This is a genomic window from Streptomyces sp. TRM64462 (assembly GCF_013362995.1).
GTDB lineage: Bacteria > Actinomycetota > Actinomycetes > Streptomycetales > Streptomycetaceae > Streptomyces.
Window position 1 is genome coordinate 1 of the sequence record NZ_JABWDV010000349.1, and the last position, 14,171, is coordinate 14,171.

The 14,171-nt window shown below is 70.4% G+C and carries 12 protein-coding genes and 1 riboswitch; of the genes, 11 read left to right on the forward strand and 1 reads right to left on the reverse strand.

All coding sequences use genetic code 11. The annotated features are described in order from the left end of the window. Positions 1-166: 166 nt before the first annotated feature. From HTZ82_RS18760 to HTZ82_RS18805, 10 genes are all read left to right on the forward strand, one after another. Entirely contained in the window at positions 167-775 is a 609-nt protein-coding gene (locus HTZ82_RS18760; protein ID WP_175410570.1) for a CDP-alcohol phosphatidyltransferase family protein, read from the forward strand. Between the two features lie 119 nt (positions 776-894). Then, positions 895-3,390: a mannose-1-phosphate guanyltransferase gene (locus tag HTZ82_RS18765; RefSeq protein ID WP_175410571.1), complete on the forward strand. Its 2,496-nt coding sequence runs from the start codon at positions 895-897 to the stop codon at positions 3,388-3,390. A gap of 120 nt (positions 3,391-3,510) precedes the next feature. Continuing rightward, a complete protein-coding gene (locus HTZ82_RS18770) occupies positions 3,511-4,443 on the forward strand; it encodes a DUF881 domain-containing protein (RefSeq protein WP_254711952.1) in 933 nt (310 codons plus the stop codon). Further along, positions 4,440-4,772: a small basic family protein gene (locus HTZ82_RS18775; protein WP_175410573.1), complete on the forward strand. Its 333-nt coding sequence runs from the start codon at positions 4,440-4,442 to the stop codon at positions 4,770-4,772. Before HTZ82_RS18770 ends, HTZ82_RS18775 begins: the two co-directional genes overlap by 4 nt. Positions 4,773-4,777: 5 nt before the next feature. Then, positions 4,778-5,551 (forward strand): DUF881 domain-containing protein, encoded by a 774-nt coding sequence (locus HTZ82_RS18780; protein WP_175410574.1) that lies wholly within the window; start codon positions 4,778-4,780, stop codon positions 5,549-5,551. 237 nt (positions 5,552-5,788) lie between these two features. After that, complete coding sequence (locus HTZ82_RS18785; protein ID WP_175410589.1) at positions 5,789-6,733, forward strand: FHA domain-containing protein; 945 nt, start codon at positions 5,789-5,791, stop codon at positions 6,731-6,733. A gap of 71 nt (positions 6,734-6,804) precedes the next feature. Continuing rightward, positions 6,805-7,554 carry a MerR family transcriptional regulator gene (locus HTZ82_RS18790; protein ID WP_175410575.1) on the forward strand — a complete coding sequence of 250 codons (750 nt, stop codon included), beginning with the start codon at positions 6,805-6,807 and terminating at the stop codon, positions 7,552-7,554. Between the two features lie 53 nt (positions 7,555-7,607). Further along, positions 7,608-8,081, forward strand: coding sequence for a bifunctional nuclease family protein (locus HTZ82_RS18795; protein WP_175410576.1), 474 nt, complete (start codon positions 7,608-7,610; stop codon positions 8,079-8,081). Between the two features lie 228 nt (positions 8,082-8,309). Then, positions 8,310-8,903: a MerR family transcriptional regulator gene (locus tag HTZ82_RS18800; protein WP_175410577.1), complete on the forward strand. Its 594-nt coding sequence runs from the start codon at positions 8,310-8,312 to the stop codon at positions 8,901-8,903. 77 nt (positions 8,904-8,980) lie between these two features. After that, on the forward strand, positions 8,981-10,567 hold the full coding sequence (locus HTZ82_RS18805; protein ID WP_175410578.1) for a DNA polymerase IV: 1,587 nt from the start codon (positions 8,981-8,983) through the stop codon (positions 10,565-10,567). Here HTZ82_RS18805 and HTZ82_RS18810 read toward each other — a convergent pair. Beyond that, positions 10,495-10,860, reverse strand: a complete 366-nt coding sequence (locus HTZ82_RS18810; RefSeq protein WP_175410579.1) for a PRC-barrel domain-containing protein — start codon at positions 10,858-10,860, stop codon at positions 10,495-10,497. The genes HTZ82_RS18805 and HTZ82_RS18810 overlap by 73 nt on opposite strands. Before the next feature lie 113 nt (positions 10,861-10,973). After that, positions 10,974-11,072: riboswitch (glycine riboswitch) on the forward strand. 181 nt (positions 11,073-11,253) lie between these two features. On the opposite strand from HTZ82_RS18810, the gene gcvP reads away from it, so the two are divergent. Then, positions 11,254-14,139 (forward strand): aminomethyl-transferring glycine dehydrogenase, encoded by a 2,886-nt coding sequence (gcvP, locus tag HTZ82_RS18815; RefSeq protein ID WP_175410580.1) that lies wholly within the window; start codon positions 11,254-11,256, stop codon positions 14,137-14,139. Positions 14,140-14,171 lie beyond the last annotated feature (32 nt).

Consider the following 14,171-nt stretch of genomic DNA (forward strand, 5'->3'; position numbering starts at 1 on the left):
AGGACACCGCCGAACAGTTTTTGGGGAAGCCCCGCACCGATGGTGCGGGGCTTTCCGCATTTCCGGCCCCGTACCGAGCACCCTGACCACCCCGTGTACGGGGGCCGACGGGGCGGACGGTAAGGTCATGGGGCAGCGTTGGACTTTTCCCACAGGAGGCACCCGGGTGGAGGTACAGGAGACTCGCGTTCAGACGGACCGGGTCCTCACCATCCCCAACATCCTGAGCATGGCTCGCCTCGCCGGCGTGCCGCTCTTCCTGTGGCTCATCCTCCGTCCTGAGTTCGGCGGGCCCAACAGCGACGGCTGGGCCTTGCTCGTCCTGGCGCTCAGCGGAGTCAGCGACTATCTCGACGGCAAGCTCGCCCGGCGCTGGAATCAGATCAGCAGCCTCGGACGGATCCTCGACCCTGCGGCCGACCGCCTCTACATCCTTTCCACGCTCGTCGGCCTGACCTGGCGCGAGATCCTGCCGCTCTGGCTCACTCTCGTGCTCCTGTCCCGCGAGCTGATGCTGCTGGTGATGGTGGGAATCCTCCGGCGGCACGGATATCCGCCGCCCCAGGTGAACTTCCTCGGCAAGGCCGCCACCTTCAACCTGATGTACGCCTTCCCGCTGCTTCTGCTCAGCGACGGCACAACATGGCTTGCGTCACTCGCTAAGATTTTCGGATGGGCCTTCGCCGGATGGGGTACAACTCTGTATTGGTGGGCAGGGATCCTCTACGTGGTCCAGGTCCGCCGACTCGTCAAGGCGGATACCGCAGCCGATTGACCCTGTCTGTCCCGGCGCCGAGCAGCGATTGCCGGCGCCGGTGCGATGTGCAGAAGGGCAGTGTTCGGACAGGGTGAAGTCGGCTAGATCGTCATCTCTGCAAGGAGGACGCTTCCGACATGAAGGCCGTCGTGATGGCCGGAGGCGAAGGCACCCGACTTCGCCCCATGACCTCGAGCATGCCCAAGCCGCTCCTGCCGGTCGCCAACCGACCGATCATGGAGCATGTGCTGCGCCTGCTCAAGCGGCATGGACTCACCGAGACCGTCGTAACCGTGCAATTCCTCGCCTCCCTCGTCAAGAACTACTTCGGCGACGGCGAAGAGCTCGGGATGGAGCTCACCTACGCCCACGAGGAGAAGCCACTCGGCACCGCCGGCAGCGTCAAGAACGCCGAAGAGGCGCTGAAGGACGACACATTTCTCGTCATCTCCGGTGACGCGCTCACCGATTTCGACCTGTCCGACCTGATCGCCTTCCACAAGGAGAAGGGGTCGCTCGTCACGGTGTGTCTGACGCGCGTTCCCAATCCCCTGGAATTCGGCATCACCATCGTCGACGACGAAGGAAGAGTCGAGCGCTTCCTGGAGAAGCCCACCTGGGGTCAGGTGTTCTCGGACACCGTCAACACGGGCATCTACGTGATGGAGCCCGAGGTATTCGACTATGTCCAGCCCGACGTGTCCGTCGACTGGTCCGGGGATGTCTTCCCGCAGCTCATGAAGGAAGGCAAGCCGATCTACGGCTATGTCGCCGAGGGCTACTGGGAGGACGTCGGCACGCACGAGAGCTACGTCAAGGCGCAGGCCGACGTCCTCGAAGGCAAGGTCGACGTCGACCTCGACGGGTTCGAGATCTCACCCGGTGTGTGGGTCGCCGAAGGAGCGGAGGTCCACCCCGACGCCGTGCTGCGCGGTCCCCTCTATATCGGTGACTACGCCAAGGTCGAAGCCGACGTCGAGATCCGCGAGCACACCGTGGTCGGCTCCAACGTGGTCGTCAAGAGCGGCGCCTTCCTCCACAAGGCCGTTGTTCATGACAACGTGTACATCGGGCCGCACAGCAACCTCCGGGGCTGTGTGATCGGCAAGAACACCGACATCATGCGCGCCGCGCGGATCGAGGACGGCGCCGTCATCGGCGATGAGTGCCTCGTCGGCGAGGAATCGATCGTGCAGGGCAACGTACGGGTCTACCCCTTCAAGACGATCGAGGCCGGCGCCTTCGTCAACACCTCCGTCATCTGGGAGTCCCGCGGCCAGGCGCACCTCTTCGGTGCGCGCGGAGTGTCCGGGATCCTCAACGTCGAGATCACGCCGGAGCTGGCCGTGCGGCTCGCCGGGGCGTATGCGACGACGTTGAAGAAGGGCGCCACCGTCACCACCGCCCGTGACCACTCGCGCGGCGCCCGGGCGCTCAAGCGGGCGGTGATCTCGGCGCTCCAGGCGAGTGCCATCGACGTACGCGACCTGGAGAACGTCCCGCTGCCGGTGGCCCGCCAGCAGACGGCCCGGGGCAGTGCGGGCGGCATCATGATCCGTACCACGCCCGGTGTGCCGGACTCCGTGGACATCATGTTCTTCGACGAGCGCGGTGCCGATCTGTCGCAGGCCGGGCAGCGGAAGCTGGACCGGGTGTACGCGCGCCAGGAGTATCGGCGGGCGTTCCCCGGCGAGATCGGTGACCTCAGTTTCCCGTCGAGCGTCTTCGACCAGTACACGGGCGCGCTACTGCGCCGGGTCGACACGACCGGTATCTCCGAGGCCGGGTTGAAGGTCGTCGTCGACGCCTCCAACGGCAGCGCGGGGCTCGTACTGCCCAGCCTGCTCGGGCGGCTCGGCGTGGACTCGCTGACCATCAACCCCGGCCTGGACGAGTCGCGGCCCACCGAGTCCGCCGAGTCCCGCAGGGCGGGGCTCGTACGGCTCGGGGAGATCGTGGCGTCCGCGCGGGCCGCGTTCGGCGTGCGCTTCGACACGGTCGGTGAGCGGCTGTCCCTCGTGGACGAGCGGGGCAGGATCATCGAGGACGACCGGGCGCTGCTGGTCATGCTGGACCTGGTCGCGGCCGAGCGGCGCAGCGGGCGGGTGGCGCTGCCGGTCACCACCACGCGGATCGCCGAGCAGGTCGCCGCCTACCACGGCACACAGGTCGACTGGACGACGACGTCGCCGGACGATCTGACCCGGGTCGGGCGCGAGGAATCCACCATCTTCGGTGGAGACGGGCGCGGCGGATTCATCGTTCCCGAATTCAGCAGCGTCTTCGACGGCACGGCCGCGTTCGTACGGCTCATCGGACTGGTCGCGCGCACGCAGCTCACCCTCAGCCAGATCGACGCGCGGATCCCGCGCGCCCATATGCTGCGGCGTGACCTGGCGACGCCGTGGGCGGTCAAGGGGCTCGTCATGCGGCGGGTCGTCGAGGCTGCGGGGGACCGGCACGTGGACACCACCGACGGTGTGCGGGTCGTGGAGGCCGACGGGCGGTGGGCGCTGGTGCTGCCCGACCCGGCGGAGGCCGTCACCCATTTGTGGGCCGAGGGTCCGGACGACACCTCCGCGCAGGAGCTGCTCGACGAGTGGGCGGCGGTGGTCGACAGCGCAGGTCGCTGAGCGTCTGCGAGCGTCTGCGCCGTACCGTGACGGGTGTGCCGGGCGGTGGACGGAGCGTCCGCCCGGCATACCGGTGGGGCCATTCGGCGGTAGCCCCTCCGACATGCGACGATGTGCGGCATGTCGCAGCAGCCCCCCGTTCGGAGCACCGGCTCCCCGCCTCCGCGTCCCGACGCGTCCATGTCGCTGCTGACGAATGTGATCGACCACGCGCTGGACGAGGGCTACGCGGAGGCGTCGGCCCGCAGGGCCGCCGAGGGCGGCCGGATGCCGACCACGCTGCGGGCCAGGCTCGGCCTGGCGGCGGGGCTCGCGCTGGCCGCCGTGGTCGTCACGCTGGGTGCCGCTGAGGCGCGCTTCTCGGCACCCGTGGTGGCCAAGGAGCGCGAGGAACTGATCGACAGGATCCACGAGGAGACCTCGGCCGTCGACGGTCTCGAGAAGGACATCGAGAAGCTGCGTACCGAGGTCGGTGAGCGCCAGCGGGCGGCACTGCAGGAGCACGGCGGGGACCAGAGCGGGCTGGTGGCGCTGCTCTCCGGCGCCACCGAGGTGGAGGGCCCCGGCCTGAAGCTGGTCGTGGACGACGCGAAGGGCGCCGACCCGGGCAGCGGCGGTGATCCGCGCGCGAGCAGCGACTTCTCCGACACGGGCCGGGTACAGGACCGCGACATGCAGCGGATCGTCAACGGGCTGTGGCAGTCCGGTGCGGAGGCGGTCGCGATCAACGGGCAGCGGCTGACGGCCCTGTCCGCGATCAGGGCGGCGGGTGACGCCATACTGGTCGACAACAAGCCGCTGGTGCCGCCGTACACGGTCCTCGCGGTGGGGGACGGGCAACGGCTGAGCACCCGGTTCCAGGACAGCGCCGACGGCCGCTATCTGCACGCGCTGGAAGAGAACTTCGGTATCCGCAGCAGCATTTCGGCGCAGAGCCAGGTGCGGCTGCCGGCGGCCGCGAGCCTGATCGTACGTACAGCACAGCCGAGGACCGCCGGAGCCGGCACGGGCGACGAGCCGGGCACGGCCGACACAGGGAAGGGCACATCGTGATCGCCGTACTGGGCCTCGTCGTGGGAGTCGTGGTCGGGCTGTTCGTCCGGCCCGAGGTGCCGGCGGTGGTCGAGCCCTATCTGCCGATCGCCGTCGTCGCCGCGCTCGACGCGGTCTTCGGAGGCCTGAGGGCCATGCTGGACGGGATCTTCGTCGACAAGGTCTTCGTGGTGTCCTTCCTGTCCAACGTGGTCGTGGCCGCGCTGATCGTGTTCCTCGGTGACCAGCTGGGCGTCGGATCGCAGCTGTCCATCGGCGTGGTGGTCGTACTCGGTATCCGTATCTTCTCCAACGCCGCCGCGATCCGGCGGCATGTGTTCCGGGCGTGAGGCCGATGAGCGACGCACAGACCCCACCACCGCAGCCGTCCGAGCCGAAGGCCGAGGAGATGACCGGCCGGCAGCGGCTGGTCGCCGGCCTGTGGCCCCCGAGGGTGACCCGGGCCCAACTCATCGTGGCCCTCCTGCTGTTCGGGCTCGGGCTCGGGCTCGCCATCCAGGTCCGCGCCACCAGCGACGACGGTGCCCTGCGCGGCGCCCGCCAGGAGGACCTGGTGCGGATCCTCGACGAGCTGGACGACCGGACGCAGCGCCTGGAGGACGAGCGGACGCGGCTGGACGCCCAGCGCCGGGAGCTGGAGAACAGCTCGAACCAGGCCGAAGAGGCAAGGAGACAGACCCAGGAGAGGGAGCGTCAGCTGGGCATCCTGGCGGGTACGGTGGCCGCTGAGGGCCCCGGTATCAGCCTGGTGATCGAGGACCCCCTGAAGGCCGTGGAACCGGACAAGCTGCTCGACACCATCCAGGAGCTGCGTGCCGCCGGGGCCGAGGCGATCCAGGTCAACGGTGTGCGGGTGGTCGCCGACACCTTCTTCTCCGGTGAGGCGGGGGCCGTCGAGGTGGACGGGCGGCCGATCACCGCGCCGTACCGGTTCAAGGTCATCGGCAAGCCGCAGGATCTGGAGCCGGCGTTGAACATCCCCGGCGGCATCGTGCAGAGCCTGGAGAAGGAGCAGGCCACGGCCACGGTGACCCGGTCGGAGAAGATCGTTGTGGATGCCTTGCGACCGGCGAAGCGGCCTGACTACGCTCGGTCGTCATCGCGGTGAAGCGGGGCGCATGGGGGCCGTGCGGCGGGGGAATGCCCGAGGGACCAGGCCGGACAGGGGAGGCGAAGCAATGGGGTCAGCTCCCGTGACCGTCGTGCTGGTGAGCCGCTCGGGACCCGCTTCGGCGTCCGGGACCGCGCCGCGGTGGGCCATGGGCCCGGCAAGATCCGGAATCGACTTCCCCGGCCGAGAGGTTGCGGGGGGTCGCCGCATCACACGCGTGGTGCGTGGTGGAAACTGTCTGGTGGATACGGACGTTGTGAAGATGTCCGGGTCGGCAGGTGTGTTCGTTCAGGGTTCGTCCTGCCCCACGGGCGGGTCTGTTTCGTTCAAGGGGAATCGCCCGTGAAGTTGTTTGGGAAGTTGTTCGGCAAGAGCGCACGCGAGGACGGCGGCAACGCCAAGCACCGTGCGCCGCGGCACGGCCAGAGCGAGGAGGAGCAGGGCGGCGAGCGTCCGCTCTTCCGCGATGAGGTCGCTGGTCCGGGTGGTGACATTACGGGCGGACAGGGCGCGTCTTCTGTTGACCCTGCCGGTCCGGGCCGCATAGGTTTCGGGGAACCATCAGCCTCGACTCCGGGTGGAGGAACTCCCTCCGACCCGTATGCAACCAGCGCCCACGCGGGCCAGCCGCGGCAGGAGGACACGTCCATGCCGGTGTGTACGAGGTGCGGGCACCGCAATGCCGAGGCGAGTCGGTTCTGCTCCCACTGCGGGGCCCCGCTGCGCGGCGGTGTCCCGGCGGAGCGGGCGTCGGAGACCACGTCCACCATCTCGATCTCGGGTCTTGAGGCGTACGACGCGGAGACCACCGGTCAGACGCCGCTGCCGTCGCTGACGCCCGAGGCGCAGGCCGCCGTGGACGCGCTGCCGCCGGGGTCGGCGCTGCTCGTGGTGCGGCGCGGTCCGAACTCCGGCAGCCGGTTCCTCCTCGACAGTGATCTGACGACCGCGGGCCGTCACCCGCAGAGCGACATCTTCCTGGACGACGTGACCGTGTCGCGTCGGCATGTGGAGTTCCGCAGGGCGGCGGACGGCACCTTCACCGTCGTGGACGTCGGCAGCCTCAACGGCACCTACGTCAACCGTGAGCCGATCGACTCGGTCCAGCTCACCAACGGGGACGAGGTGCAGATCGGCAAGTACCGGCTGGTCTTCTACGGGAGCCAGCCGAGCGTCTGACCTCCCCCAGACTCCGTCCGGGGGCGCCCCCACCCCCGGGCCCGGTCCGGGGGGATCCCCAGGGAAGGTCCATGCTGCGAACACCGACGGGCGGTGCCGGCAACGGCACCGCCGACGCGGGCGACCGGCTGGTGAGCATCGGAACAGTGCTCAATCAGCTGCGGGACGAGTTCCCCGAGGTCACCATCTCCAAGATCCGGTTCCTGGAGGCGGAGGGGCTCGTCGAGCCGCGGCGGACGGCGTCCGGGTACCGGAAGTTCAGCCCGCAGGACGTGGAGCGGCTGGCACTGATCCTGCGGATGCAGCGGGACCACTACCTGCCGCTCAGGGTCATCCGTGAGCATCTGGACGCGCTCGCCCGGGGCGAGCAGGTGCAGCTGCCCGCTCAGGCCACGCAGAGTGACCGGGCGGAGGGCGCCGACCCCTGGGAGCCGGAGCAGGACCGGCCCACGGTGGCCCGCATCGGCCGGGCCGAGCTGCTCGCGGCCGCTGAGGCGGACGAGGAGGAGCTGGCGGAGTGGGAGTCGTACGGGCTGCTCACTCCTGCGGCGGACGGCGGGTACGACGCGGAGGCCGTCACCGTCGCGAAACTCGTCGCCGACCTGGGGCGATACGGTCTGGAACCCCGCCATCTGCGGGCCGTGAAGGCCGCCGCCGACCGAGAGGCGGGCCTCATCGAGCAGGTCGTGGCGCCGCTGCGCCGGCACCGCAACCCGCAGACCCGGGCGCACGCCGAGGCGACCACGAAGGAGCTGGCGGCGCTGTCCGTGCGACTGCACGCGGCCCTGGTCAGGACGGCCCTCGGGGGCCGGCTGCCTTGATCTTGGAGAGGCCCGACTACCCAAACCGGTCCGGCACGGCCTAGGGTTGCTGTGTGAACGAGCTCGATGTTGTCGGTGTCCGGGTGGAAATGCCGTCCAACCAGCCGATCGTGCTCCTGCGTGAAGTGGGAGGCGACCGGTACCTCCCCATCTGGATCGGTCCGGGTGAGGCGACGGCCATCGCCTTCGCGCAGCAGGGGATGACCCCAGCCCGGCCGCTCACCCATGACCTTTTCAAGGATGTGCTCGAAGCCGTCGGCCAGGAGCTGACGGAGGTCCGCATCACGGATCTGCGCGAAGGGGTCTTCTACGCGGAGCTGGTCTTCGCCAGCGGTGTCGAAGTGAGCGCACGGCCCTCCGACGCCATAGCGCTGGCCTTGCGTACGGGGACGCCGATCTTCGGCAGCGACGGCGTGCTCGACGACGCCGGAATCGCGATCCCGGACGAGCAGGAGGACGAGGTGGAGAAGTTCCGCGAGTTCCTCGACCAGATCTCGCCCGAGGACTTCGGCTCCAGCAGCCAGTGAGGCGCCGGCCGCCGTTGAACCGGCCGCTGACACCTGACTGACACGGAGCGGGGAGCGGGGGCGCTTTCAGCGCGTTCGGCGCATTCGAGTAGCGTTTCCCGGAACCTGGACACGCCAAACCACTCTCAGGGTGATTATCACTCGGCGTGGCGAGTGTGGCGATCGTTGACGCACCCCTGGGGACTGCCTACCGTCGATGTGGCAGGTCAAGGACGGAGGGTCGGCGTGATGAGCAGCGGCGACGGTACGGCGGGAGCGCTCCCCGGGCGTGGCCCGGCAGGGAGCGGACCGTATCCGCTTTCCGAAGACGCGTCAGAACCGTCGACCGACCTGGTCGGCTATCGAGGTCCCACCGCCTGCGCGGCGGCCGGGATCACCTATCGGCAGCTCGACTACTGGGCCCGTACGGGGCTGGTCGAGCCGAGCGTGCGGCCCGCCTACGGGTCGGGAACGCAGCGTCTGTACAGCTTCCGGGACGTCGTCGTCCTCAAGATCGTGAAGCGGTTCCTGGACACGGGGGTCGCCCTGCAGAACATCCGGGCGGCCGTCCAGCATCTGCGGGGCCGCGGGCTGGACGATCTGGAGCGCATGACGCTGATGAGCGACGGGGCCACGGTCTACGAGTGCTCGTCGCCGGACGAGGTCGTCGATCTGCTCCAGGGCGGTCAGGGGATCTTCGGGATCGCGGTGGGCGTGGTCTGGCGCGATGTCGAGGCGGCGCTGTCGCAGCTGCACGGTGAGCGCGTCGACACCGGCGAGACGCTTGTCGGGCACAACCCGACGGACGAGCTGGCCCGGCGCAGACGCGACAAGGCCGTCTGAGCCTCCGAGCAGGACCAGATCCGCGTGTCGCACATGCGTGCGGGCGATTGTCAGTGGTGTGCGGCAGCATCGGTGATGTGAGAGCCGCGCCGACGATTCTGCATCTGGACATGGATGCGTTCTTCGCCGCCGTCGAACAGGCGGCGAAACCGAGCCTGCGGGGAAAGTCCGTGGTCGTGGGCGGGCTCGGGCCGCGCGGGGTCGTCGCCACCGCGTCGTACGAGGCGCGGCGCTTCGGGGTGCGGTCGGCCATGCCGATGGCGCAGGCCAGGCGCCTGGCGCCGAACGCGGCGTATCTGGTGCCGCGTTTCTCGCTGTACCGCGCGGTGAGCGGCCAGGTCATGGAGCTGCTGGGGCGGTTGTCACCGCTGGTGGAGCCGCTCAGTCTGGACGAGGCGTTCGTGGACCTGGAGGCTGGAGGCACGGCTTTCGACGCGGAGGGCGCGCGGGAGGCGGGCGAGCGGCTGCGCCGGGACATCGTCGCCACCACGGGGCTCACGGGTTCGGTGGGGCTCGCGGGATCCAAGATGCTGGCGAAGATCGCGTCGGAGCAGGCCAAGCCGGACGGGCTGGTGCTGATCGAACCCGGTACGGAGCGGGAGCTGCTCGCGCCGATGGGCGTGCGGACGCTGCCGGGGGTCGGGCCGGCGACGGAGGAGCACCTGCGGCGGGCCGGGATGACGACGATCGCCGACCTGGCCGAGGCGGGCGAGGACGAGCTCGTACGGCTGCTGGGGCGGGCGCACGGGGCGGCGCTGTACGAGATGGCCCTCGGCCACGACGACCGGCCCGTGGTCGCGGAGCGGGACGCCAAGTCGGTGTCCGTGGAGGACACGTTCGACGTGGACCTGCACGACCGGGTGCGGGTGCGGTGGGAGGTCGAGCGGCTCGCCGACCGGTGCGTGAGCCGACTGCGCGGGGCGGGGCGTTCGGGGCGGACGGTGGTGCTGAAGGTGCGGCGGTACGACTTCTCGACGCTGACCAGATCCGAGACGCTGCGCGGGCCGACGGACGATCCGGCGGTCGTGCGGGAGGCGGCGGCGCGGCTCCTCGACGGTGTCGACACGACGGGCGGTGTGCGGCTGCTGGGTGTCGGCGTCACGGGCCTCGCCGACTACACCCAGGAGGATCTGTTCGCCCAGGCCGCGGCGGATTCCGCGGCGGGCGGTGCGTCGGGCGACACGGACCGGGGCGACCCTGGCCCCGCCGGGGGCGATGAGCTGGGCGGCCAGGGTCGCGGCGGGGTCTCCGGGTCGGCGGCGGCCGGATCAGAGGCGGCCGGCTCGGCGGCGGCCGGATCGGAAGCCGCTCCGGTGGGCCACGCTGGTCTGCCGGGTGCGGAACCCGGGGACGGGGCGGCGGCCGGTACGGGTGGTGCCGACGGGGCCGGTGCCGTGCGGGAGAGGGGGTTCGTGGCGGGTGGGGACGTCCGGCATGCGGTTCACGGTGCGGGGTGGGTGCAGGGGAGCGGGCTGGGGCGGGTGACCGTGCGGTTCGAGCGGCCCGGGTCGGCGCCGGGGAGGGTGCGCACGTTCTGGGTGGACGATCCGGAGCTGGAGCCCTCGGAGCCCCTGCCGCTCGTGCCGGGGGATCAGTCGTCGCCGTCCGGCACCGTGCCGAAGGAGGTGTCCGGGGACGGTGAGTCCGGCAGGTCCAGGCCGTAGTGGTGGTACAGCTGGAGCTCCTGCTCGGGGGAGAGGTGCCGGCCCACGCCGAAGTCCGGGGCGTCCTTGATCAGGGACCGCTCGTACGGGACGTGCAGGCCGTCGGCGACCAGTTTGCTGGGCTCCAGCGGGACGAACGCGTCCCGGCCGAACAGCCCCGTCCGTACGGCCGCCCATTCCGGTTCGCCCGTCGCGTCGTCCAGGTACACCTCGTCCACCGTGCCGATCTTGTGGCCGTCGCGGTCGTACGCCTTGCGGCCGATCAGGCTGCGCGGGTCGATGTCGGTCTGCACGGTCCCTCCAGCCGGTCGCAACTGGTCTGTGAACACTACGAAAGTGCACAACGGTGACGTCGGCCACTCGAGGGATCGGGCCGGAACCTCGCTGGTAGGCTGGCAATGGCCGCTGACCCCGTGCGGGAGAGTCCTCCGGAGAAACCTTTCGGAGGCGCCGAAGGAGCAAATCCTCCCCGGAATCTCTCAGGCCCCTGTACCGCACGGACGAGGTCACTCTGGAAAGAAGGGCGGGCGTCGGACGGCACCCGCTCTCACCGACGGTGAAAGCCGTACCGCGCCTCCGGGCGGGCACGGCGAAGCTCTCAGGTTGAGATGACAGAGGGGGAGGCCGTCCGGGCACCCGCGCCGAGGTGCCCCTCGCAGGTCGCAACGACCAGGAGGCCCCCGTACATGACCGCCAACCGCATTCCGCTCTCCCAGCTGGAGCGAGGCACCCCCTTCGAGCAGCGCCACATCGGGCCCGACGCCGAGGCGCGCGCCAAGATGCTGGCGCAGGTCGGCTACGGTTCGCTCGACGAGCTCACCGCGGCCGCGGTGCCGGACGTGATCAAGAGCGCCGAGGCCCTGGGCCTGCCGGAGGCCCGTTCCGAGGCCGAGGTCCTGGCCGAGCTGCGGTCCCTCGCCGACCGTAACCAGGTCCTGGCCCCGATGATCGGCCTCGGCTACTACGGAACGTTCACGCCGCCGGTCATCCTCCGCAACGTGATGGAGAACCCCGCCTGGTACACGGCGTACACCCCGTACCAGCCGGAGATCTCGCAGGGCCGCCTTGAGGCGCTGCTGAACTTCCAGACGGTGGTCGCGGACCTGACCGGGCTGCCCACCTCCGGTGCTTCGCTGCTCGACGAGGGCACGGCCGCCGCCGAGGCCATGGCGCTGTCGCGGCGCGTCGGCAAGGTCAAGAACGGTGTCTTCCTCATCGACGCCGACGCCCTGCCGCAGACCGTCGCCGTCATCGAGACCCGTGCCGAGCCGACCGGCGTCGAGGTCGTCGTCGCCGACCTGAGCGACGGGATCCCCGCCGAGATCGCCGAGCGCGGGGTCTTCGGTGTCCTGGTCCAGTACCCCGGTGCCTCCGGTGCCGTGCGGGACATCAAGCCGGTCATCGAGCAGGCCCACGAGCTCGGTGCGGTCGTCACCGTCGCCGCCGACCTGCTCGCGCTGACGCTGCTCACCTCGCCCGGAGAGCTGGGCGCCGACATCGCCGTCGGCACCACCCAGCGCTTCGGCGTCCCGATGGGCTTCGGCGGCCCGCACGCCGGCTTCATGGCCGTGCGCGACACCTTCGCCCGCAGCCTCCCCGGCCGCCTCGTCGGCGTCTCCGTCGACGCGGACGGCAACAAGGCGTACCGCCTGGCCCTCCAGACCCGCGAGCAGCACATCCGCCGCGAGAAGGCCACCAGCAACATCTGCACCGCCCAGGTGCTCCTCGCCGTCATGGCTGGCATGTACGCCGTCTACCACGGCCCCGAGGGCCTCAAGGAGATCGCGCAGCGCACCCACCGGTACGCGGCGATCCTCGCCGCCGGGCTGCGTGCGGGTGGCGTCGAGATCGTCCACGGCACGTTCTTCGACACCGTCACCGCGCGCGTGCCGGGCAAGGCCGCCGACGTCGTCGTCGCCGCACGCGAGGGCGGTGTCAACCTCCACCTCGTCGACGCCGACCACGTCTCGGTCTCCTGCGACGAGACCACCGGCCGCGCCCAGCTCTCCGCCGTCTGGGACGCCTTCGGCGTGCGCGGCGACATCGAGGCGCTGGACGCCGAGACCGCCGACGCGCTGCCCGGGAACCTGCTGCGCGGCGACGCGTACCTGACCCACCCGGTGTTCCACGCGCACCGCTCCGAGACCGCGATGCTGCGCTACCTGCGCAAGCTCGCCGACCGCGACTACGCGCTCGACCGCGGCATGATCCCGCTCGGCTCCTGCACGATGAAGCTGAACGCGACCACCGAGATGGAGCCGGTCACCTGGCCCGAGTTCGCGCAGGTCCACCCCTTCGCGCCCGTCGAGCAGGCGCAGGGCTACCTCACCCTCATCCGCGAGCTGGAGGAGCGCCTCGCCGAGGTCACCGGCTACGACAAGGTGTCGATCCAGCCCAACGCCGGCTCCCAGGGCGAGCTCGCCGGTCTTCTCGCCGTCCGCGCCTACCACCGCGCCAACGGCGACACCCAGCGCACCATCTGCCTCATCCCGTCCTCCGCGCACGGCACCAACGCCGCGTCCGCCGTCATGGCCGGCATGAAGGTCGTCGTCGTCAAGACCGCCGACGACGGCGAGATCGACGTCGAGGACCTGCGGGCCAAGATCGAGCGGTACCGCGACGAGCTCGCCGTACTGATGATCACGTACCCGTCGACGCACGGCGTCTTCGAGGAGCACGTCGCCGACATCTGCGCCCAGGTCCACGAGGCGGGCGGCCAGGTGTACGTGGACGGTGCCAACCTGAACGCGCTGGTCGGCCTGGCCAAGCCCGGCGCGTTCGGCGGTGACGTCTCGCACCTCAACCTGCACAAGACGTTCTGCATCCCGCACGGCGGCGGCGGCCCCGGCGTCGGCCCGGTCGCGGTCCGCGAGCACCTCGCCCCGTACCTGCCGAACCACCCGCTGCAGCCGGCCGCGGGCCCGGAGACGGGCGTCGGCCCCGTCTCGGCGGCGCCGTGGGGCTCGGCGGGCATCCTGCCGATCTCCTGGGCGTACGTACGGCTCATGGGCGGCGAGGGCCTCAAGCGCGCCACGCAGGTCGCCGTCCTCGCGGCGAACTACATCGCCAAGCGCCTGGAGCCGCACTACCCGGTCCTGTACACGGGCCCGGGCGGGCTGGTCGCGCACGAGTGCATCATCGACCTGCGCCCGCTGTCGAAGGCGACCGGCGTCAGCGTCGACGACATCGCCAAGCGTCTGATCGACTACGGCTTCCACGCGCCGACCATGTCGTTCCCGGTCGCCGGCACGCTGATGATCGAGCCGACCGAGAGTGAGGACCTCACCGAGCTCGACCGGTTCTGCGACACGATGATCGCGATCCGTGCCGAGATCGAGAAGGTCGCGTCGGGCGAGTGGCCCGCCGACGACAACCCGCTGCGCAACGCCCCGCACACCGCGGGCGCGCTCGGCGGCGAGTGGAACCACGCGTACAGCCGTGAGGAGGCCGTCTTCCCGGCTGGTGTCTCCACGGCGGACAAGTACTGGCCGCCGGTGCGCCGGATCGACGGCGCCTTCGGTGACCGCAACCTGGTCTGCTCCTGCCCGCCGCTGGACGAGTACGACGCCTGAGGCTGAGCGGACGCGGTAAACGTCGGGGCCGG